Here is a 20,238-nt window from a genome sequence, read left to right on the forward strand (position 1 = left end):
CGCGCCGTTCGCGCCCGCGCTGCGGTCCGCTCAGAACTCGGCGGTCAGCTTGTCGTCGGACCGTCCGACGGAGTCCTGCTGGTACTGGTCCTCGTAGGCCTGGCGGATCCGCTCGATGCGCCCGCTGCGCTCGCCGGCCTCCTTCTCGGGGTACAGCAGCACCACCTCGTACGAGGTCTCGCGGACAGCCTTGCCGTCCTGCCCGCGCCACTGCCCGTACCCCTCGTGCACGGTCAGCCCCTCGGGGAAGGCGGGGGTGATCTCGCGGTCCAGGAACCGCATGAATTCCTTCTCCTCGACGGGGCCGCGGCCGTCCGACCGCTCGCTCCCGAAATAGAGCCGGGTCTCCTGGTAGGGCTCCCCCACGTCCGTGTGGAGCGCCGCCCCGACCAGGGCCGGAAGCCCGGCGCCGAGCAGGGCGATGAGCACCCCGCCGCCTACTTTCCCCCGCATGTCAGATGTCCATTTCACTCAAGGTGAACGAACGGAGGACCCCGACGATGCGGCCGACGGGGGGGGGCCCGCACGTCGAACGGTCGGACCCCTGGCGGGGCTAGGCGTCACTCCGCTCCGTCACGAAGCGGTGGGCGGCAATCCCGAACGTGGCCGTCGCGATGAACGTCCCCCCTGCCACGCCGAGGGTGAGGTGGGCTCCGGCGCCCGTCACGTGGAACAGCACCGCCGCCCCACCCGCCACGCCGGCACTGGCCAGCAGGATGATGGCCAGCCACATGCCGCGCTGCGCCGCGCTGTTTACCGACATCTGCCCCTCCTCCCCCGAGCACGTACGTGCCGGGTTCGCCCTGATCCCTACGGCCTGTTGCGGCCGACTCCGACAGTGACAGGAGAGAAATCGCAGGTCAAAAGGCATGAAGAACGGTCCCGCAGGAGAGAGGTGCTGTTCTTGATGGACAGACAGCACACCTGCGGAGTAGACATGGGGCCGTCTCGATGGAGGCACCGGGCGCCCGCGCAGGAGGGGGAAGGACTACCGGGTACCCCCGTGAACTCCCTGTGGACCCCCGGACTCCCTGTCTCTCCTCCAAGAAGGTAAACAATCTTGCCGAACCCCCTTTACGCGGCAGCTCTGGCCAGCCTGAGGAAGGCGGTTGACGGCGCGTCCAGGAAGGGGAACGTCGCCTTCCCCATCGAGTTCGTCAAGGCGGACGACCCTGCGGACACGCCCCCCTTGGCCCGCCTGGTGCAGGGCGGCCGCGGCGGCGAGGTCCGCCTCAGGCTCTACCTCTGCCTGACGATGATGGCGACGGCGAAACCCCACAACATCCGGCGCCCTCCCACGTCGCAGACCTGGGCCAAGACGCTCGCGCTGCCCGCGGCCACCGGCCCTCGCCGCGTCACGGACAACATGAACTGGCTGGCCGCCAACAAGTTCATCGAGATCGGCCCCCGCAACGGCTACGCCCCACCGCCGATCACCCTGCTCTCGCTGGACGACGCGAGCCGGCCGTACGAGCGCGCCAGCCTCGGCAGCCGCTACGTCGGAATCCCCATCGACTTCTGGACCCGCGGATGGATCCTGACCCTCTCGCCCACGGCGACCGCGACCCTGTTCATGCTCCTGGAGTCGCAGGGCGGCCACGGCGCGGCCCGCTACATCCCGTCAGACAGGCGTGAGCTGTACGGGGTCTCCCACAACACGTGGACCAAGGCCCGCAAGGAGCTGGAACACCACGGCTTCCTCACCGTGGGACGAGTCCCCCAGGGCAGCGACTTCGACTACCGCCGGCTGCGCAACACCTACCGGATCGACGAAGACCGCTTCTCGGCCCCACCCGGGTCGCCCGCGTAAGCAGTGAGCGGCGGCGCCACCCGGTGCCGCCCGCTCCTGGCGAGACGCCCGGCGGGGCACCCGATCAAGGGCGAAACGCGCCCTATGACCCTCGCCACACGCGCTGCCCGCCGGCCTCGAAGCGGGGTCGACCACGCCTCGTCCAACGGCGGAGCGGCCACCGACCTGGAGGCGCTTCCCCAGGCGTACGAAAGAACCCCCGTCCACTGCGTTTCCGCAGATGAACGGGGGTTCCACTCGCGTGGCGGCGCCAGGGTTCGAACCTGGGTAGGCTGAGCCGGCAGATTTACAGTCTGCTCCCTTTGGCCACTCGGGCACACCGCCATGATCGCTGCCATTTTTCCGCCTTTCGGCGGCGCTCCCTGGCAACGACGTAAACGATACCTGATGACCGGGGGTGCTTCGCCACCGGATTGATCAGCGCCGGGGGTGGGTGCGGTGGCTAGGCTTTGCCGCGCGGGCCGGGGATGTACGGCCGTGCCCTTCGGGGCGATCACCACCGACTTCAAGGAGCCACTGCACATGGCCGACTCCAGTTTCGACATCGTCTCGAAGGTCGAGCGGCAGGAGGTCGACAACGCCCTCAACCAGGCCGCCAAGGAACTGTCGCAGCGCTACGACTTCAAGGGCACCGGCGCCACGATCGCCTGGTCCGGCGAAAAGATCCTGATGGAGGCGAACTCCGAGGAGCGGGTCAAGGCCGTCCTCGACGTGTTCGAGACCAAGCTGGTCAAGCGCGGAATCTCGCTCAAGGCGCTGGACGCCGGCGAGCCGCAGCTGTCCGGCAAGGAGTACAAGATCTTCGCCACGATCGAGGAGGGCATCTCCCAGGAGAACGCCAAGAAGGTCGCGAAGATCATCCGGGACGAGGGTCCCAAGGGCGTCAAGGCCCAGGTCCAGGGCGAGGAGCTGCGCGTCAGCTCCAAGAGCCGTGACGACCTCCAGGAGGTCCAGGCACTGCTCAAGGGCAAGGACCTCGACTTCGCGATCCAGTTCGTGAACTACCGCTGATCCAGGTCTCCGACCTGCCCGCACGCCGGCCCGGCGGTCCTCACGGACCGCCGGGCCGCGGCGGTTGCGCGGAGTGTGTGCGGGGGCGTGTGTGCGGGGCGTGTGCGGCGCATGCGCCACCGCGGGCTTCTGTGGGTACTTGGGCGGGGTGGGTGCGCCCCACAGGCTGGTGGCATCCATCACCGCTTGGCAGGGGGTTCTCGCATGCCTGGGGCCGGCACGTTTCGCGAAGACTTCGGGGCGTCCGTCGTCGTCGCGCTGGTCGCACTGCCCCTCTGTGTGGGGGTGGCCGTCGCATCGGGGGCACCCGCCGAGCTGGGGATCGTCACCGGGGTGGTCGGCGGGCTGGTCACCGGCTGGTTCAGGGGCAGTTCGCTCCAGGTGAGCGGGCCCGCGGCCGGGCTCACCGTGCTGGTCTACGAGGCGGTGCAGGCGTACGGCCTGCCCGCGCTCGGCGTGCTGGTGCTGGCGGCCGGAGTGCTGCAGCTGGGCATGGGGGTGCTGCGGCTCGGGCGGTGGTTCCGGGCGATCTCCGTCGCCGTCGTGCACGGGATGCTGGCGGGGATCGGGCTGGTGCTGATCTCCGGACAGCTCTACGCCCTGGGCGGGGTGGAGGCCCCGGGGCAGACCCTGGCCAAGCTGGGCGGGGTGCACGCACTGGGGGCGCAGGCCGACTGGGCCGCCGTGGCGCTCGGCGCCGGGACCATCGCCGTCATGGCGCTCTGGCGCCGGATGCCGGCGCGGCTGCGCCTGGTGCCCGGGGCGCTGGTGGGAGTCGCGGCCGCCACCGCCGCGGCCTTCCTGCTGCGGCTGCCCGTGGACCGGGTGCGGGTCACGGGGGTACTGGACGCCGTCTCCCCGCCCGGCTGGGGCGGCTTCGGCGTGCTGGCGTCCGTCGGGGCGGCCGGGACCGTGATCGCACTGGCGCTGATCGCCTCCGCCGAGACCCTCTTCAGCGCCGCGGCCGTGGACCGGATGCACGACGGCCCCCGGACCGACTACGACCGCGAGCTCGTCGCCCAGGGCGTGGGCAACACCGTCTGCGGGCTGCTCGGGGCACTGCCGATGACCGCCGTCATCGTCCGCAGCTCCGCCAATGTGGAGGCCGGGGCCCGCACCCGCGCCTCCCGGATCATGCACGGCGGCTGGCTGCTGCTCTTCGCCGTGGCCTTCCCGCAGGCCTTGGAGGCCGTGCCCCTGGCCGCGCTCGCCGGGGTGCTCCTGCACGCCGGATGGAAGCTGCTGCCGGCCCGGGCGGTGGCCGGGCTGTGGCGCACGCACCGGGGCGAGGCGGTGGTCCTGCTGGTCACCGCCGCCGCGATCGTGGTCACCAACCTCTTCGAGGGCGTACTGATCGGCCTGGGGCTCGCCATCGCCAAGGCCGCCTGGGAGACCTCCCACGTGCACATCGAGGAGGTCTGGGAGGACGGCGAGCTGTGCGTGCGGGTCGTGGGCAACGCGAGCTTCCTGCGGCTGCCGAAACTGCTCGACGCCCTGGACGCGCTGCCGCACGGCAAGCCCGTACGGCTCGACCTGAGCGGACTGCGCCACCTCGACCACGCCTGCCTGACCGCGCTGGAGGGATGGGAGCGCCAGCGGGTGCCGGCGCCCGGCCGGGAAGGCGTCATCCGGCCCGGATAGCCTCCGCGCGTGGACAACGAGTTGAAGCGCACGCTGGGGCTGTCCGACGCCGTCGTCGTCGGACTCGGCGCGATGGTCGGCGCCGGCATCTTCGCCGCCCTCGCCCCGGCGGCCCGGGCGGCCGGCGGGGCGCTCCTCGCCGCTCTCGCGCTGGCGGCCCTGGCGGCCTACTGCAACGCGCACTCCTCGGCGCGGCTCGCCGCCCGGTACCCGGCCTCCGGCGGCACGTACGTCTACGGGCGCGAGCGGCTCGGGCCCTTCTGGGGGTATCTGGCCGGGTGGGGGTTCGTCGTCGGCAAGACGGCCTCCTGCGCGGCGATGGCGCTGACGGTCGGCGCGTACGTCTGGCCCGGGCAGCAGCGCGCCGTGGCCGTCGCGGCGGTGGTGGCGCTGACCGCCGCGAACTACGGGGGCGTGCAGAAGTCCGCCCGGATCGCCCGGCTGATCGTGGCGACGGTACTGGCTGTACTGGCCGCGGTGGTCGTGGCGTGCCTGTCCTCGGATGACGCGGACGCCGGGCGGCTGGGCACCGCGGACTGGGGTGCCGCCGGGCTGTTGCAGGGGGCGGGCCTGCTGTTCTTCGCCTTCGCGGGCTATGCCCGGATCACCACCCTGGGCGAGGAGGTGCGCGACCCGGAGCGGACGATCCCGCGGGCGGTGCCGCTGGCGCTCGGCATCGCGCTGCTGGTCTACGCCCTGGTGGCGGTGGCGGCCCTGTCGGTGCTCGGCGCCGACGGGCTGGCGGGGGCGGCGGCCCCGCTCGCCGACGCGGTCCGGGCGGCCGGCTGGCCCGGACTGGCCCCGGTCGTCCGGGTGGGCGCGGCCCTGGCCGCGCTGGGCTCGCTGCTCGCCCTCGTGCTCGGGGTCTCGCGGACCGCACTGGCGATGGCCCGGGACGGCCATCTCCCGCGCTCCCTGGCCGCCGTACATCCCCGGCGCCTGGTTCCGCACCATGCGGAGCTCGCCGTGGGTGCGGTGGTGGCGGTGCTCGCGGCCACCACCGATCTGCGGGGCGCGATCGGCTTCTCCTCCTTCGGAGTGCTGGCCTACTACGCGATCGCGAACGCCTCCGCGTGGACTCTCGGTTCAGGTGTCAAGGGACGGGCCGTGGCAGCGGTCGGGCTGTCCGGCTGTGTGGTGCTGGCCTGCTCGCTGCCCCTCGCGTCGGCGGTCGCGGGGGCGGGGGTGCTGGCGCTGGGCGCGCTGGCCTACGGGGTGCGCGGGCGGATCAGATCCGGGATCTGAACTCGGTCCAGGCGACCAGCTCCAGGTCCACCTCCTCGCCCAGGGCGGACTCCTCGCAGAACCAGGCGGTGCCGTCCAGCCAGCCGCGGAGCCAGCCCGCGAGGCTCGGCGTGTCGACGTACCAGGCGAGGTCCGGCTCCCCGGGGTTCGGGTCGAACAGCAGGACCTGGGCTTTCTCGGAGCGGCAGTCCACGCAGGCGTACATGCCGCAGCCGAAGTCGGCTATCGGCAGCACGCCCTCCGGCCAGCGCCATCCTGATCCGCGCTGCGCCTCGTACGTCCGGACCGCCTGGCTCAGCGGCAGCAGTCCTTGCTCGGGGCCGAATCCGCCGTCGCCGACGCGGGTGTGGAGTGCGGCGAGCAGCGGCGGCAGGGCGAAGCCGAGTATGACCTCGGCCCGGGCGATCTCCTCGCCGCCCAGCGGCGCGGACAGGGTCCTTCCATGGCCGCGCGCGGAGGTGCGTACGCGGTCTGCGACTTGCTCCAGCAACTGCTCGGTCTCGTTCATGCGTTCATGGTGACGCACCCCGCCGACAGTCCGCTCGACCTGTGGATAACTCCGTCGGCTACGAGGTCACCGGGAGGCGAACGGGGCGTCCGTCGGGACGATTTCGCGGCCCAGCGGGAGCAACGAGAGCGGCACCATCTTGAAGTTGGCGATGCCGAAGGGGATGCCGATGATCGTGATGCACAGCGCGAGGCCGGTGAAGATGTGGCCGAGGGCCAGCCACCAGCCCGCGAGGACCAGCCACAGGACGTTGCCGATGGCGGATCCCGCCCCCGAGTCACGGCGGTCGACCGTGGTGTAGCCGAACGGCCAGAGGGCGTACACCGCGATACGGAAGGCGGCGATGCCGAAGGGGATGCCGATGATGGTGATGCAGAGCAGCACGCCGGCGAGGCAGTAGCCGAGGAACAGCCAGATGCCGCTGAGGATGAGCCATATGACGTTCAGGATTGTCTTCACTGCCTACGGCCTGCCATCTGTTCGAGCCGGGCGATGCGCTCGGCCATCGGAGGGTGTGTGGAGAACATCTTAGAAAGCCCCTGACCCGGACGGAACGGGTTCGCGATCATCATGTGGCTGGCGGTCTCCAGCCGGGGCTCCGGGGGCAGCGGGAGCTGCTTGGTGCCCGCGTCGAGCTTGCGCAGGGCGCTGGCCAGGGCGAGCGGGTCGCCGGTGAGCTGGGCGCCCGAGGCGTCGGCCTCGTACTCGCGCGAGCGGCTGATGGCCAGCTGGATCACGGAGGCGGCCAGGGGGCCGAGGATCATGATGAGCAGCATCCCGAAGAGGCCCGGCCCCTCGTCGTCGCTCGATCGACCGACCGGTATCAGCCAGGCGAAGTTCACGAGGAACATGATCACCGAGGCGAGTGCGCCGGCGACCGACGAGATCAGGATGTCGCGGTTGTAGACGTGGCTGAGCTCGTGGCCGATGACCCCGCGCAGTTCGCGCTCGTCGAGGATGCGCAGGATGCCCTCGGTGCAGCAGACCGCCGCGTTGCGCGGGTTGCGGCCGGTGGCGAAGGCGTTGGGCGCCTCGGTGGGTGAGATGTAGAGGCGGGGCATGGGCTGGCGGGCGGAGGTGGAGAGCTCGCGCACCATGCGGTAGAGCTCCGGGGCCTCGAACTCGCTGACGGGGCGGGCGCGCATCGCGCGTAGAGCCAGCTTGTCGCTGTTCCAGTACGCGTACGCGTTCGTCCCGAGGGCGATGACGACGGCGACGATCAGGCCGCCCCGGCCGAAGAAGCTCCCGATGAGGATGATGAGTGCCGACAGGCCGCCGAGGAGTACGGCGGTCTTCAGCCCGTTGTGCCGGCGGTGCACGGTACGCCCTCCTAGTGGTGCGGCAGGGGGACCCGAAGCGAGGGTCTACGGTCCAGTGGACCCTCCCTTCCTGGTCAACGCGAGGTGGACGCGTCTGGTTCCCAGGGCACACGGGGCCGCCGCCCCTGCGGCCGGGGCGGCGGGGCGGCGGCGGGCGCTGCTCCGAACGGGTTACGGGTGCGGGCGCACGGCGTACGGGATCCGCGTACGGCCCGTCTCCGCGCGGCGACGGGCGGGGCGGGGCCGGGCGGGGCTCACTGCGCGAAGAGGCTGCCCGTCGCGACGCGCAGGACCAGCTGCGGGGCGCCCGAGAGGACCACCGCCGTGACGGCGGTGACGGCGATGGCCGCCGTGACCGGCCAGGGGGCCTTCGTGACGGTCCGGGCCTCCGTGCCTTCGGCGCCCTCGGCGGCCTCCGGCGCGCGGAAGAGCAGCGCGGTCCACCGCAGGTAGTAGTAGAGCGCGATGACGACGTTGACGGCCATGACCACGGCCAGCCAGCCCAGGCCCGCGTCGACCGCGGACCGGAAGACGGTGACCTTGGCGAAGAGGCCGATGATGCCCGGCGGCAGACCGGCCAGGCAGAGCAGGAAGAAGGCCAGCGAGAGCGCGGCCGCCGGGCGCTCCGCGTAGAGCCCCCGGTAGTCGCTGATCCGGTGCAGCGGCTTCGTACGGGCCACCAGGGCGGCCACGGCGAAGGCGCCCAGGTTCACGGCGGCGTACATGAGGGCGTAGGCGACCGTGGAGCCGATCTGGTCGCGCTCGGAGTACGCGGCCGCGGCGATCGGGACCAGCAGGTAGCCGGCCTGGCCCACCGAGGACCAGGCGAGCAGCCGTACGGCGCTGTTCGGGCGGTCGGCGGACTGGCGCAGGGCGGCGGCGTTGCCGAGGGTCATGGTGAGGGCGGCCAGGACGGCCAGTGCCGGGCCCCAGATGTCGGAGTACGCGGGGAAGGCGATCACCGTGACGAGGATGAGGCCGGTGAATCCGACGGCCTTGCCGATCACCGAGAGGTATCCGGCGATGGGCAGCGGGGCGCCCACATAGGTGTCCGGGACCCAGAAGTGGAAGGGGACGGCCGCCGTCTTGAAGGCGAAGCCGACGAGGGTGAGCGCGACGCCGGCCATGGCGAGGGTGTCGAGCTGTCCGGGGACGTCCTCGAGGCGGTCGGCGACCTGGGTGAGGTGCATGGAGCCGGTGGCGGCGTAGACGAAGCTGACGCCCATCAGCGACACGGCGGTGGCGGTGACCGAGGAGAGGAAGAACTTGAGCGCGGCCTCGGAGGAGAGCCGGTCGCCGCGTCGCATGCCGACGAGGGCGAAGGCGGGCAGCGAGGCCACCTCGAGGGCGACGATCAGGGTCGCGAGGTCGCGGGAGGCGGGCAGCAGGGCCGCGCCGGCGGCGGAGGAGAGCAGCAGGAACCAGTACTCGCCGGCGGGCAGGCGGGTGTCGCGGACGGCGGTGACCGACAGCAGGGCGGTGACCAGGGCGCCGGCCAGGACCAGGAACTGCACGACGAGCGTGAAGTGGTCGGCGGTGTAGCTGCAGGCGGCCGGGTCGCTGAGGAGGCAGAAGGTGCTGCGGTCGCCGGCGCGCAGCGGCAGCAGGGAGGCGGTCGCGGCGGCGAGGCCGGCGACGGAGATCCAGCCGAGGGCGGGCTTCGCGCGTTCGGGTACGAAGAGGTCGGCGACGAGGACGGCCAGGCCGACGGCGGCGGTGATCACGACCGGTGCGATGGCGAGCCAGTCGACGGACTGGACCAGGCTGGGGGTGTCGGCGGCCAGGACCGTGAGGGCCGTCATGCGTTGCCTCCTGCGAGGAGCTTCTGGACGGCCGGGTCGGTGAGGCCGAGGAGGACCGCGGGCCACAGGCCGGCGAGGACGGTGAGGGCGGCGAGCGGGGTCCAGGCGGCGAACTCGTAGCGCTGGATGTCCGCCACGGCGAGCTCCGGGCCGGCCTTCGGGTCGCCCATGCAGACGCGTCGTACGACGATCAGCAGGTAGGCGGCGGTGAGCAGGGTGCCGAACGCGCCGAGGGCCGTGTAGGTGAGGAAGGCGGGGCGGGAGAGCCCCTCGGCGGGGTCGAACGCGCCGAAGAGGGCGAGCATCTCGCCCCAGAACCCGGCCAGGCCGGGGAGGCCGAGGGAGGCGACGGCGGCGAAGGCGAGGAGGGCGCCGAGGCGGGGGGCGCGGCCGTAGAGGGCGGCGCCGGTGGCCCCGGCGAGGGTGTCGAGGTCGGCGGTGCCGTAGCGGTCCTTGAGGGCGCCGACCAGGAAGAAGAGCAGGCCGGTGATCAGGCCGTGGGCGATGTTGGCGAAGAGCGCGCCGTTGACGCCGGTGGGGGTCATGGACGCGATGCCGAGGAGGACGAATCCCATGTGGCCGACGGAGGAGTAGGCGATGAGGCGCTTGAGGTCGCCCTTGCTCCCCTTGCGCGCGAGCGCGAGGCAGGCGAGGGATCCGTAGACGATGCCGATGGCGGCGAGCGCGCCCAGGTAGGGGGCGAAGGTGGCCATGCCGTCGGGGGTGACGGGGAGCAGGATGCGGACGAACCCGTACGTGCCCATCTTGAGCAGGACGCCGGCCAGCAGGACGGAGCCGACGGTGGGGGCGGCGGTGTGGGCGTCCGGGAGCCAGCTGTGCAGGGGCCACATCGGGGTCTTCACGGCGAGGCCGATGCCGATGGCCAGGACGGCCAGGAGCTGGGTGGTGTGGGTCAGTTCGCGGCCGTTGTCAGTGGCGAGTGCCACCATGTCGAAGGTGCCGCTCTTCAGTCCGATGAGCAGCAGGCCGAGCAGCATGACGACGGAGCCGAGGAGGGTGTAGAGGATGAACTTCCAGGCGGCGGCCTGCCGCTGAGCACCGCCCCAGCGGGCGATGAGGAAGTACATCGGGATGAGGACCATCTCGAAGGCGAGGAAGAAGAGCAGCAGGTCGAGGACGGCGAAGGTCGCGAGGGTGCCGGACTCGAGAACGAGCAGCAGGGCGACGAAGGCCTTCGGGGAGGGCCCTTCGGGGAGCTTGAAGTAGCTGTAGAGCGCGCACAGGAAGAACAGCAGCGCGGTCATCAGGAGGAGGGGGAGCGAGATGCCGTCGATGCCGAGGTGGATCCGGACGTTCAGCGCCTGGATCCAGCTGATGTCCGTCGTCGCCTGGAAGCGGGACGGGGCGTCGTGGTCGAAGCCCAGGGTGAGGGCGATCGCCGCGGCGAGGATGACGCCGGTCACGGTCACGCCGTGGCGGAGCACGGCCTGTTCGGGGCTGCGGCCCTTGAGCCCGGGCGGGGGCGGCAGGAGCGCCGCGGCCGCGCCGAGGAGCGGTGCGGCCACGATGAACGCCAGAAGGAACTGCATCACGGACGGGCTGATATCAATCACGGCTGACTCACGGCTCACGATCCGGCGTTGACGTTGGCGAGGACGGCGGTGGCGATCGCCAGGACCACGGCGCCGGCGAGCAGGGCGCTCAGGTAGCTCTGCACGTTGCCGGTCTGGGCGCGGCGGACGAGGCTGCCGAGCAGCCGGGTGCTGCCGCCCGCGCCGCGGACGTAGGTGTCCACGACCTCGCGGTCCAGGAAGCGGACCAGGCCGGCGGCCGCGCGGACGGGGCGGACGAACAGCCGGTCGTAGACGGCGTCGAGGTGGAAGCCGTCCGCCGCGTGGCGGTGCAGGGGGCCGAGGAACGCCTTGCCCGGGTCGGGGGCGGAGCCGGCCGGGACGGCGGGGTGGTCGTGGGTGACCTCGGCGACCTCGGGGGTCTCGGCGGCGGATTCCGCGGCGGCGACGGAGGCGGACGGGCCGGCTCCGTATCCGGCGGCGACGGCCTTGGCCGTGGCGCGCTGCCAGAGGGCGTAGGTGAGCAGCCCGCCGACGACGGCGGCGCCGGTGCCGAGGAGCGAGGTGGTCAGGGTCGGGGTGAGTTCCCTGCCGTCGAACCAGTCGGCGAGGGGGCCCGCCGCGAGGCCGAAGGCGGTGGACGGGATCGCCAGCAGCCACAGCACCCCGGTCATGGCGACGGGCTCCTTGCCGTGGTCGGGGGCGGCGGCGCCCCGGCCGCGGAAGGCCATCAGCCACAGCCGGGTGGCGTAGGCGGCGGTGAGCAGGGCGGTCAGCAGGCCGGCGGTCAGGACCAGCCAGCCGGCGGCGCCGGGGGCGAACTCCGAGTGGCCGGTGGCGGTGTGCTCGGCGGCCACGAGGACGGCTTCCTTGGAGAAGAAGCCGGCGAACGGCGGGATCGCGGCGAGCGCGAGCAGCGCGATCGTCATCGTCCAGAAGGCGTCGGGGATGCGCTTGGCCAGGCCGTCCATCCGGGACATGGCGGCCAGGGAGTTCGTACCGGCGGCGTGGATGATCACGCCCGCGCCGAGGAACAGGAGCGCCTTGAAGGCGCCGTGGGACAGGAGGTGGAAGACGGCGGCGCCGCGGTCGCCGACGGCCAGGGCCCCGGTCATGTAGCCGAGCTGGCCGACCGTGGAGTAGGCGAGCACCCGCTTGATGTCGTCCTGGGCCAGGGCGGCGAGGGCGGAGCCGACCATCGTGACGGCCGCCATGGCGGCCATGACCACCAGCGCGGCGCGGGAGGCCGCGAAGACGGGAAGGAGACGGGCGATGAAGTAGACGCCGGCGGCGACCATCGTCGCGGCGTGGATCAGCGCGGAGACCGGGGTGGGGCCCGCCATGGCGTCCGGGAGCCAGGTGTGCAGCGGGAACTGCGCGGACTTGCCCGCGACTCCGGCGAGCAGCAGCAGGGCGATCAGCGTCGGGTGGTCGAGCCCGCCCGCGGCGACGGTGCCGAGGATCTTGGTGATCCGGAAGGAGCCGGCGTCGGTGGCGAGCGCGAACAGGCCGATCAGGAAGGGGACGTCACCGAGCTTGGTGACGAGGAAGGCCTTCAGGGAAGCGGAGCGGGCCGCCTCGGTCTCCCAGTAGTGGCCGACGAGGAAGTACGAGCAGATGCCCATGACCTCCCAGCCGACCAGCAGCACCATCAGGTCGCCGGAGTAGACGACGAGCAGCATGGCGGAGGTGAACAGTGAGACCAGAGCGGCATACGACGGGTAGCGCGGGTCGTCGCGGAGGTACGCCGTCGAGTAGAGCTGTACGCAGGTGGCGACGACTCCGACGAGCACGGCGACCAGCACGGCGAAGCCGTCCAGGTGCAGCGAGAGCTCGATCGGCACCGACCCGGTCGGGGTCAGTTCGGTCGCGGTGTCGATCGCCTTGCCCCCGCCGTGGCGGACGGCGACGAGCACGGCCAGTACGGCGGCGCCCAGCGTCGGCAGGATCGCGAGCGGCCGGACGAAGCCGGGAGCGGTGCGGCCGAAGAGCAGTCCCGCGACCGCGCCCAGGAAGGGCAGGACGGGGACCAGGACGGCGAGGGTCGTGGTGCTCACGCGGTGACCTCGCTCTGATCGTTCAGGGTGGGCTCGTGGCCCTCGGCGGTGTCGCGGAGCCGGTCCACGTCCGAGGTGCCCCGGTTGCGGTACACCATCAGCACGATCGCGAGACCGATGCCGATCTCGGCTGCGGCGATGGCGATGGTGAAGAGGGTGAGCGCCTGGCCGGCGTGCAGGGTGTCGCGCAGCCAGACGTCGAAGGCCACCAGGTTGAGGTTGACGGCGTTGAGCATCAGCTCGACGGACATCAGGACCAGGATGGCGTTGCGGCGGGCGAGTACTCCGTACAGGCCCGTGCAGAAGAGCAGCGCCGCGAGGACGGCGGGGTAGGCGAGGTGCATCAGTGCTGCCCCTTGTCACTGGCGACGCCGTCTTCGGCGGGAGTGTTCCTGCGTGACAGCACGATGGCGCCGATCAGGGCGGCGAGGAGGAGGACGGAGAGCGCCTCGAAGGGCAGCACCCAGTGCTGGAAGAGCATCTCGCCGGAGACCTTCGTGGAGCCCTGGACCGGGCCGTCGAGGTCGATCCAGGTCGTGCGGAAGGCGTCGACGACGACCCAGACGAGGGAGACGGCGGCGACGACGGCGACGGCGAGGGCGATCCAGCGGTTGCCCGAGTCGGCGTCCGGGGAGCGGCCGATGGGGGCCTTGGTGAGCATCAGCCCGAAGAGGAGGAGGACGACCACGGAGCCGAGGTAGATCAGGACCTGGACCCAGGCGATGAACTCGGCGGTCAGCAGCAGGTACTCGACGGCGATGCCGCCGAGCGCGACGACCAGCCAGAGGGCGGCGTGCACGAGCTGCTTGGTGGTGACCGTGACGAGGGCCGCGCCGAGGGTGGCGAGGCCGACGAGGACGAAGGCGATCTCGACGCCGGTCGGGGAGAGGAAGCCCTGGCCTCCGGCTGCGGCGAGAGTGACGGCGGGGCTCACGCGTCTCCCTCCGGGGTGGTCGGCGGCTGGGTGGCGGCGGCTTCGGCTTCGGCAGCAGCGGCGGTTTCGGCGGCGGCTGCCGCTGCGGCGGCCTCGGCCTTCTCCACGGCCTTGCGCGCGGCGGCGATCTCCTTGGGTTCCTCGGCGGCCGGGTCCAGGGCGGGCGGAGCCGGGACGGTCCACATCCACTCGCGGAGCTTGTCGCGCTCGTGGGTCAGCTCGTGGATGTCGGTCTCCGCGTACTCGAACTCCGGCGACCAGAAGAGGGCGTCGAAGGGGCACACCTCGATGCAGATGCCGCAGTACATACAGAGGGAGAAGTCGATGGCGAAGCGGTCGAGGACGTTGCGGCTGCGCTCGCGGCCGCCGGGGGTGGCGGCCGGGACCGTCTCCTTGTGGGAGTCGATGTAAATGCACCAGTCGGGGCATTCGCGGGCGCAGAGCATGCAGACCGTGCAGTTCTCCTCGAACAGTCCGATGACCCCGCGGCTGCGCGGCGGCAGCTGGGGCTGGACCTCGGGGTACTGGGCGGTGTGCGAGCGCTTCGTCATCGTGCGCAGGGTGACCGCGAGGCCCTTGGCGAGACCGGATCCGGGGATGGGCATTACTGGATCGCCACCTTCACGATGCCGGTGAGCGCGATCTGGGCGAGCGCGAGCGGGATGAGCGTGGTCCAGGCGAGCTTCTGGAGCTGGTCCTCGCGCAGGCGGGGGTACGTCACGCGGAGCCAGATCACGACGAAGGCGAGGATCGCGGTCTTGAGCAGGGTCCAGACCCAGCCGAGGCCCTCGGCGCCGAAGGGGCCCTGCCAGCCGCCGAGGAAGAGGACGGTGGTGAGGGCGCACAGGACGACGATGCCGGCGTACTCGGCGAGGAGGAACAGGGCGAAGCGCAGGCCGGTGTACTCGGTGTACGCGCCGAAGATGATCTCGGAGTCGGCGACGGGCATGTCGAAGGGGGGCCGCTGGAGTTCGGCGAGGCCGGCGGTGAAGAAGACGAGCGCGCCGACGATCTGCCAGGGCAGCCACCACCACTCGAAGCTCTCGACGATGCCGGGGAGGGAGACCGTCCCGGCGGCCATGGCCACGGACGCGGCGGCCAGCAGCATGGGGAGCTCGTAGGCGAGCAGCTGGGCGGCGGTTCGGAGGCCGCCGAGCAGGGAGAACTTGTTCGCGGAGGCCCAGCCGGCCATGAGGGAGCCGAGGACTCCGACGCCCATGACGGCCAGCACGAAGAACACGCCGGCGTCGATGACCTGGCCGACGGCGCCCTCGCCCGGGCCGATCGGGATCGCGAGGAGGACGAGGAGGTACGGGAGCAGGGCGACGGCGGGGGCGAGCTGGAAGATCCGGCGGTCGGCGTTGGCCGGGACGATGTCTTCCTTCTGCGCGAACTTCACGCCGTCGGCGACGAGCTGGGCCCAGCCGTGGAAGCCGCCGGCGTACATCGGGCCGAGGCGGCCCTGCATGTGCGCCATCACCTTGTGCTCGGTCTGCCCGACGACGAGCGGGAGCACGAGGAACACGGCGAAGACGATGATCAGCCGCAGGGCGACGTCGAGGACCTCGTTCACGCGTCTCCCTCCGGGGTGGTCGGCGGCTGCTCGGCGGCGGCCCGCGGCTCCGGCTGAACGCCGGGCTTCGCGGACCTGGGGTCGGGCTCCGCGCCCGGGCCGGGCTCCGCCTGCGGGGCGGGCTTCGCCTGCGGGGCGGGCTCTGCCTGCGGGGCAGGCTCGGGCTGCGGGTCGGGCCCGGGCTCTGCCTGCGCGGCAGGCTCACGCTGCGGGGCAGGCTCGCGCTGCGGGGCAGGCTCGCGCTGCGGGGCGGGCTCCGCCTGCCGGGGCCCGGTCGAGGCCTCGGCGGCGGGCTGCACCTGGGGCGCGGCATCGGGCTCGGGCTTCGCCTGCGGCGTGGGCTCAGGCTCGGGGGCCGGCTTGGCCTGGGGCGCGGCATCGGGCTCGGGCTTCGCCTGCGGCGTGGGCTCAGGCTCGGGGGCCGGCTTGGCCTGCGATCCAAGCTCGGGGTTCGCCTGCGGCGTGGGCTCCGCCTGCGCGGGCTCGGCGTCTGCCTGCGGCTCGGGCTGGGCCGTCGTGGGCTCAGGGTGCGCCTGGGGCGCGGGATCGGCCTGCGGCGCGGGCTCCGGCTTCGCCGCAGGCGCGGTGTCAGCCTGCGGCGCGGGTGTGGATTCGGGGGCGGGCTTCGCCTGCGGCACGGCAGCAGGATCGGCCTGCGGAGCGGGCGCGGCCTCGGAGGCGGGATCTGCCTGCGGGGCGTCGTCGGGCTCCGGCTTGGCCTGCGAGCCGGCCTCGGGGGCGGGCTTCGCCTGGGCGTCGGCCGGCGGCGCGGACTTTGCCGCGGGCGCGGCCTTGGGCTCGGGCTTTGCCTGGGGAGCGGCATCGGGCTCGGGCTTTGCCTGGCGGGCAGCGGTGGGCTCGGGGTTCGTGAAGGCCGGCTTGGGGTCGTGCCACGGGGCGTCGGGGCTGCTGGGGGCCGGGCGGGTGGGGGTCTTGGACTCCCGGGCCGGGCTGGTCTGGCTGGCCTGGCTGGCCTGGCTGGCCTGGCTGGCCTGGCTGGCCGAGCCTTCCGAAGCCGAGCGGGTTCGGCGCGGCGGACGGGGCGGGGTCTGCGCGTCCGGGGTGGCCGGGGCAGCCGAGCCAGTCGGAGTCGCCGGTGCGGCCGAGGTCGCCGGGGCGTCCGCACTCGCCGGGGGAGCCGAGCCAGCCGCGGCAGCCGGCGTCGACGGGGCATCCGCAGTCGCCGGGGCGTCGGCAGTTGCCGGGGCAGCTGGGCCCGCCGGGGTAGCCGGGGCGTCCGGAGTCGCCGGGTCCGCCGGCGTCACCGAGGCCGCCGGAGTCGCCGGGGCGGCTGGGCCCGCCGGGGTAGCCGGGGCGTCCGGAGTCGCCGGGTCCGCCGGCGTCGCCGAGGCAGACGGCGTCGCAGGGGCAGACGGCGTCGCCGGGGTAGTCGCGTTTGCCTCGGGGGTGGGCTGGTTGGTGGTGCCTTCCGCGGTTGGGCGGGTGCGGCGCGGGGTGTCCGTGGCCGGGGTGGCTTGGGTGGCCGAGCCGTCGGTGGTCGAGCGGGTGCGGCGGGGTGGCGCGCCCTCGCGCGCGGGGCGGGCGGCGGCGCCCGCCGCGCCTGCGGCGCGCGGGGTGCGGGCCGGGCGGGCGGGGGCCGGCGGGAGCTGGCCCTTCATCGGGCCCCAGTCGTTGGGGTCCGGGACGCCCGGCGGAAGCATCTGGCGGCGCTTGGGCGCGTCCGGGTCGTGGCCCTCGCCCGGCTCCTTGGCCCCGGGCCAGGCCTTGGCGACGCGCGCGGCCAGGACGAAGTCCTTGCGCAGCGGGTGTCCTTCGAAGTTCTCCGGAAGGAGCAGGTGGACGAGGTGCGGGTGGTCGGTGAAGACGATCCCGAACATCTCGAACGTCTCGCGCTCGTGCCACTCGGCTCCCGCGTAGACGGCGACCGCCGAGGGGAGGGAGGGAGCGGTGTGCGGGACCGTCGTGCGCAGCAGGAGGCGGCGTACCCGGTGGTTCTCCAGGGAGACGACGTGCGCGCAGACCTGGAATCCGGTGCCCGGCTCGTCGACCGCGCTCAGCCAGTCGAAGTAGGTGCAGCCCAGCTTGTCCCGGGCGATCTCCAGGGCGGAGATCCAGGAGCCGACCGGTACGTCGACCGTCAGGACCTCGTACGCGGACGAGCCCACGGCCTCTTCGCCGAAGACCGTCGCCGCCGCGTCGGGAAGGGAGTCGTAGAGGTTCACGCGCCGCTCCCGGGGGCCGGCGGGGGCGTGACCAGGCCGCTGGTGAGCTGTCCTACGGAGGGGCCGGCCGCATAGCGCTCCGCGAGCGACTCCCGAGCGATCTTCTCCTGGAGCTTGAGGATTCCCTGGAGCAGCGCCTCCGGGCGGGGCGGGCAGCCGGGTACGTAGACGTCGACCGGGATGATCTGGTCGACCCCCTTCGTGACCGAGTACGAGTCCCAGTAGGGGCCGCCGCAGTTGGAGCAGGCACCGAAGGAGATGACGTACTTCGGCTCCGGCATCTGCTCGTAGAGCCGCTTCACGGCGGGCGCCATCTTGTCCGTGACCGTGCCCGAGACGATCATCAGGTCGGCCTGGCGGGGCCCCGGCGCGAAGGGGATCACGCCGAGCCGGATGAAGTCGTGCCGGGCCATCGAGGCGGCGATGAACTCGATCGCGCAGCAGGCCAGACCGAAGTTGAAGACCCACAGGCTGTACCGGCGGCCCCAGTTCAGGACCACCTTCATCGGTTCCGGGGCCAGGCGGGAGAGGACTCCCAGGCGCTTGGGCTCCGGGAGCAGCTCCGGCTGAGGTGTCACGTCCATTCGAGGACGCCCTTCTTGTACGCATAGAGCAGGCCGACGGCCAGGAAGCCCAGGAAGATGAACATCTCGACCAGGGTCGTGGCGCCGTAACCGGCGGCGGCGAACACCGTCGCCCACGGGAACAGGAAGATCGAGTCGACGGCGAAGATGACGTAGAGGAACGCGTAGACGTAGTAGCGGACCTGGGTGTGCGCCCAGCCCTCGCCGACCGGGTCCACACCGCATTCGTACGTCAGCAGCTTCTCGGGGGTCGGGACCACGGGCCGCAGCAGGCGGCCGGCGCCGAACGCCACGGCCACGAAGAGCACACCGAGGAGGGCCAGCAGACCGACGACCGAATAACTCCGGAAGTAGTCCGCCGCGAGCACGGTTACGGTCGATACCGTCGGTTCGGGCACGTCCGTTCCTCGCTCCTCGGTCACTGTCGATGATCTGGTACAGGCGGGAGTCTAGGGCCTGCCTCACACAGGGTGGGGTTATCCCCCGTTCACAGCCCCCCGGCCACCCCATGGCGTCCGCGGACGGCCCTTGGCAGGCTGTGCCGCATGACCACGAGCCATGACAGCCCCGACAACGACCGGCCGCCCCCCGTCCGCGCCGTCTTCAGCGCCGTGACGTGGAAGGAGATCGCCCATCTGGTGAGCAACCTGCCACTGGCGGTGGTCGGTTTCGTCTACGCGGTTGTCATGGTCGCCGGGACGGGCGGTCTGTCCGTGACCGCGATCGGTCTTCCGCTGCTCGCATGTGGTCTCTGGGTGTCTCGTCAGTTGGGACGGTTGGACCGGGCACGGGCCCGGGTGCTCCTGGGCGTACGGGTGGACGAGCCGACGCCGATTCCCGGCCCGCGGCGGGCGGGCGGGTTCTTCCCCTGGCTGTGGACGAGCATCAAGGACCCGGTCGGCTGGCGGACGGTGCTGTACCAGCTGGTCCGGTTCCCCTGGGGAGTGCTCACCTTCACGGTAGCCCTGACCGGGCTGTTCGTGCTGTGGCCGGTGCTGCCGTATCTGGTGCGGTTGCTCGCGAACGCGGACCGGGCGATGGTGCGGGGGCTGTTGTCGCCCTCCGACGACCTGGAACGGCGGATCGCGGAGCTGGAGTCGGACCGCGGCGTGGTCGTCGACACGGCGGCGGCCGACCTGCGGCGCATCGAGCGGGACCTGCACGACGGGGCGCAGGCGCGGCTGGTGGCGCTGGCCATGGGGCTGGGCCTGGCGAAGGAGAAGCTGCTGGAGGACCCGGAGGGCGCGGCGGCGATGGTCGACGAGGCCCACGGGGAGGTGAAGCTGGCCCTCCAGGAGCTGCGGGACCTCGCGCGCGGGATCCATCCGGCGGTGCTGACCGACCGGGGGCTGGACGCGGCGCTGTCGTCGGTGGCGGCGCGGTGCGTGGTGCCGGTGAAGGTGGCGGTGGATCTACCGGCGCGGCCGGCGGCCGCGATCGAGGGGATCGCCTACTTCGTGGTGTCGGAGCTGCTGCAGAACGTCAGCAAGCACGCGGGGGCCGCTGCGCGGGGCGCGAGCGTGGAGGTGTGGCGGGCCGGGGAGCGGCTGCTGATCCGGGTGTCGGACGACGGGCGCGGGGGCGCGGATGCGTCTCGGGGGTCCGGGATGGCGGGGCTCGCGGAGCGGTTGGGGGCTGTGGACGGGGTGTTCGTCGTGGACTCGCCGGTGGGGGTGGGGACTGTGGTCACGGCGGAGTTGCCGTGGCGGGGGCGGGGGTAGTTGGCGGGTTGGCTGGTTGCCGACTTGTTGGGTTGCGGGGCCTTCGTCCGGGTGGGCGGGGGTCCCGTTTTGCGTTGCGCTTGGGTGGGGGTGGGGGTGGGGGTGGTCGGGTGCGGCGCCGCTGCGGGGGGGGCGCCCCCCGCCCCCCCCCCCCCCCGCCCGGGGGGGGGGGAGATCCCCCCCCCCCCCCCAACCCCCCCCACCGGCCGGGGACCGGGGGCCCCCGGGGGGGGGGGCGGCGCCCCCGCCCCCGCCCCCCCGCCCCCCGGGGGCGGCGCCGCTGCTGGGGCTCCGCCCCAGGCCCCGCGCCTCAAGCGC

Annotated in this window: 20 protein-coding genes and 1 tRNA gene; 5 read left to right on the forward strand and 16 right to left on the reverse strand. The window is 72.6% G+C overall.

Annotated elements, in window-relative coordinates:
- Positions 1-30: 30 nt before the first annotated feature.
- Together AB0D66_RS13885 and AB0D66_RS13890 are read right to left on the reverse strand one after the other, a co-directional pair.
- A complete protein-coding gene (locus tag AB0D66_RS13885; RefSeq protein WP_362301517.1) occupies positions 31-453 on the reverse strand; it encodes a DUF3574 domain-containing protein in 423 nt (140 codons plus the stop codon).
- 100 nt (positions 454-553) lie between these two features.
- Positions 554-763: a hypothetical protein gene (locus AB0D66_RS13890; protein WP_362301518.1), complete on the reverse strand. Its 210-nt coding sequence runs from the start codon at positions 761-763 to the stop codon at positions 554-556.
- A 297-nt stretch (positions 764-1,060) separates the two neighbouring features.
- Between AB0D66_RS13890 and AB0D66_RS13895 the strand changes: the two genes are divergently transcribed.
- Positions 1,061-1,810: a hypothetical protein gene (locus AB0D66_RS13895; protein WP_362301520.1), complete on the forward strand. Its 750-nt coding sequence runs from the start codon at positions 1,061-1,063 to the stop codon at positions 1,808-1,810.
- Between the two features lie 242 nt (positions 1,811-2,052).
- On the opposite strand, the gene AB0D66_RS13900 is transcribed toward AB0D66_RS13895, so the two are convergent.
- A tRNA-Tyr gene (locus AB0D66_RS13900) sits at positions 2,053-2,134 on the reverse strand.
- Between the two features lie 198 nt (positions 2,135-2,332).
- Here AB0D66_RS13900 and AB0D66_RS13905 point away from each other — a divergent pair.
- The 3 genes from AB0D66_RS13905 (at position 2,333) to AB0D66_RS13915 (ending at position 5,707) form a co-directional block, all read left to right on the forward strand.
- Positions 2,333-2,821 (forward strand): YajQ family cyclic di-GMP-binding protein, encoded by a 489-nt coding sequence (locus AB0D66_RS13905; RefSeq protein ID WP_030009008.1) that lies wholly within the window; start codon positions 2,333-2,335, stop codon positions 2,819-2,821.
- 204 nt (positions 2,822-3,025) lie between these two features.
- A complete protein-coding gene (locus tag AB0D66_RS13910; protein ID WP_362301523.1) occupies positions 3,026-4,462 on the forward strand; it encodes a SulP family inorganic anion transporter in 1,437 nt (478 codons plus the stop codon).
- A gap of 9 nt (positions 4,463-4,471) precedes the next feature.
- Positions 4,472-5,707, forward strand: coding sequence for an APC family permease (locus tag AB0D66_RS13915; RefSeq protein WP_362301525.1), 1,236 nt, complete (start codon positions 4,472-4,474; stop codon positions 5,705-5,707).
- Here AB0D66_RS13915 and AB0D66_RS13920 read toward each other — a convergent pair.
- The 13 genes from AB0D66_RS13920 to AB0D66_RS13980 all read right to left on the reverse strand — a co-directional run bounded on the left by AB0D66_RS13920 (position 5,691) and on the right by AB0D66_RS13980 (position 18,597).
- Positions 5,691-6,215, reverse strand: coding sequence for an SMI1/KNR4 family protein (locus tag AB0D66_RS13920; RefSeq protein ID WP_362301528.1), 525 nt, complete (start codon positions 6,213-6,215; stop codon positions 5,691-5,693). The genes AB0D66_RS13915 and AB0D66_RS13920 overlap by 17 nt on opposite strands.
- A 66-nt stretch (positions 6,216-6,281) precedes the next feature.
- Positions 6,282-6,674, reverse strand: coding sequence for a YccF domain-containing protein (locus AB0D66_RS13925; RefSeq protein ID WP_362301531.1), 393 nt, complete (start codon positions 6,672-6,674; stop codon positions 6,282-6,284).
- A complete protein-coding gene (gene htpX / locus AB0D66_RS13930; protein WP_361754098.1) occupies positions 6,671-7,534 on the reverse strand; it encodes a zinc metalloprotease HtpX in 864 nt (287 codons plus the stop codon). Before htpX ends, AB0D66_RS13925 begins: the two co-directional genes overlap by 4 nt.
- A 254-nt stretch (positions 7,535-7,788) precedes the next feature.
- On the reverse strand, positions 7,789-9,336 hold the full coding sequence (locus AB0D66_RS13935; RefSeq protein ID WP_362301535.1) for an NADH-quinone oxidoreductase subunit N: 1,548 nt from the start codon (positions 9,334-9,336) through the stop codon (positions 7,789-7,791).
- Positions 9,333-10,886, reverse strand: coding sequence for an NADH-quinone oxidoreductase subunit M (locus AB0D66_RS13940; RefSeq protein WP_361754104.1), 1,554 nt, complete (start codon positions 10,884-10,886; stop codon positions 9,333-9,335). Before AB0D66_RS13940 ends, AB0D66_RS13935 begins: the two co-directional genes overlap by 4 nt.
- Positions 10,887-10,924: 38 nt before the next feature.
- Entirely contained in the window at positions 10,925-12,925 is a 2,001-nt protein-coding gene (locus AB0D66_RS13945) for an NADH-quinone oxidoreductase subunit L (RefSeq protein WP_362301538.1), read from the reverse strand.
- Entirely contained in the window at positions 12,922-13,269 is a 348-nt protein-coding gene (gene nuoK / locus AB0D66_RS13950; protein WP_069921485.1) for an NADH-quinone oxidoreductase subunit NuoK, read from the reverse strand. Before nuoK ends, AB0D66_RS13945 begins: the two co-directional genes overlap by 4 nt.
- On the reverse strand, positions 13,269-13,859 hold the full coding sequence (locus AB0D66_RS13955) for an NADH-quinone oxidoreductase subunit J (RefSeq protein ID WP_362301543.1): 591 nt from the start codon (positions 13,857-13,859) through the stop codon (positions 13,269-13,271). The genes nuoK and AB0D66_RS13955 overlap by 1 nt, the downstream gene beginning before the upstream one ends.
- Positions 13,856-14,464: an NADH-quinone oxidoreductase subunit I gene (locus AB0D66_RS13960; protein WP_362301545.1), complete on the reverse strand. Its 609-nt coding sequence runs from the start codon at positions 14,462-14,464 to the stop codon at positions 13,856-13,858. The genes AB0D66_RS13955 and AB0D66_RS13960 overlap by 4 nt, the downstream gene beginning before the upstream one ends.
- Positions 14,464-15,432, reverse strand: coding sequence for a complex I subunit 1 family protein (locus AB0D66_RS13965; protein WP_362301548.1), 969 nt, complete (start codon positions 15,430-15,432; stop codon positions 14,464-14,466). The genes AB0D66_RS13960 and AB0D66_RS13965 overlap by 1 nt, the downstream gene beginning before the upstream one ends.
- Positions 15,429-17,615, reverse strand: a complete 2,187-nt coding sequence (locus AB0D66_RS13970) for an NADH-quinone oxidoreductase subunit C (protein ID WP_362301550.1) — start codon at positions 17,613-17,615, stop codon at positions 15,429-15,431. The genes AB0D66_RS13965 and AB0D66_RS13970 overlap by 4 nt, the downstream gene beginning before the upstream one ends.
- A complete protein-coding gene (locus tag AB0D66_RS13975) occupies positions 17,612-18,199 on the reverse strand; it encodes an NADH-quinone oxidoreductase subunit B family protein (protein WP_362301553.1) in 588 nt (195 codons plus the stop codon). Before AB0D66_RS13975 ends, AB0D66_RS13970 begins: the two co-directional genes overlap by 4 nt.
- The gene (locus tag AB0D66_RS13980) at positions 18,190-18,597 is read right to left on the reverse strand and encodes an NADH-quinone oxidoreductase subunit A (protein WP_069921479.1); all 408 of its coding nucleotides are present in this window, start codon (positions 18,595-18,597) and stop codon (positions 18,190-18,192) included. The genes AB0D66_RS13975 and AB0D66_RS13980 overlap by 10 nt, the downstream gene beginning before the upstream one ends.
- Positions 18,598-18,744: 147 nt before the next feature.
- Here AB0D66_RS13980 and AB0D66_RS13985 point away from each other — a divergent pair, with 147 nt between their 5' ends.
- Positions 18,745-19,920 (forward strand): sensor domain-containing protein, encoded by a 1,176-nt coding sequence (locus AB0D66_RS13985; RefSeq protein ID WP_362301557.1) that lies wholly within the window; start codon positions 18,745-18,747, stop codon positions 19,918-19,920.
- Positions 19,921-20,238: the final 318 nt, after the last annotated feature.

It is taken from the genome of Streptomyces sp. NPDC048270, from assembly GCF_040652335.1.
Taxonomy (GTDB): domain Bacteria; phylum Actinomycetota; class Actinomycetes; order Streptomycetales; family Streptomycetaceae; genus Streptomyces.

Bases quoted from the DNA above. Each gene is read 5' to 3' on its own strand.
- AB0D66_RS13885 (WP_362301517.1), bottom strand. From the start codon at position 453: ATGCGGGGGAAAGTAGGCGGCGGGGTGCTCATCGCCCTGCTCGGCGCC.
- AB0D66_RS13890 (WP_362301518.1), bottom strand. From the start codon at position 763: ATGTCGGTAAACAGCGCGGCGCAGCGCGGCATGTGGCTGGCCATCATC.
- AB0D66_RS13905 (WP_030009008.1), top strand. From the start codon at position 2,333: ATGGCCGACTCCAGTTTCGACATCGTCTCGAAGGTCGAGCGGCAGGAG.
- AB0D66_RS13910 (WP_362301523.1), top strand. From the start codon at position 3,026: ATGCCTGGGGCCGGCACGTTTCGCGAAGACTTCGGGGCGTCCGTCGTC.
- AB0D66_RS13920 (WP_362301528.1), bottom strand. From the start codon at position 6,215: ATGAACGAGACCGAGCAGTTGCTGGAGCAAGTCGCAGACCGCGTACGC.
- AB0D66_RS13935 (WP_362301535.1), bottom strand. From the start codon at position 9,336: ATGACGGCCCTCACGGTCCTGGCCGCCGACACCCCCAGCCTGGTCCAG.
- AB0D66_RS13940 (WP_361754104.1), bottom strand. From the start codon at position 10,886: ATGCAGTTCCTTCTGGCGTTCATCGTGGCCGCACCGCTCCTCGGCGCG.
- nuoK (WP_069921485.1), bottom strand. From the start codon at position 13,269: ATGCACCTCGCCTACCCCGCCGTCCTCGCGGCGCTGCTCTTCTGCACG.
- AB0D66_RS13960 (WP_362301545.1), bottom strand. From the start codon at position 14,464: ATGCCCATCCCCGGATCCGGTCTCGCCAAGGGCCTCGCGGTCACCCTG.
- AB0D66_RS13975 (WP_362301553.1), bottom strand. From the start codon at position 18,199: ATGGACGTGACACCTCAGCCGGAGCTGCTCCCGGAGCCCAAGCGCCTG.
- AB0D66_RS13985 (WP_362301557.1), top strand. From the start codon at position 18,745: ATGACCACGAGCCATGACAGCCCCGACAACGACCGGCCGCCCCCCGTC.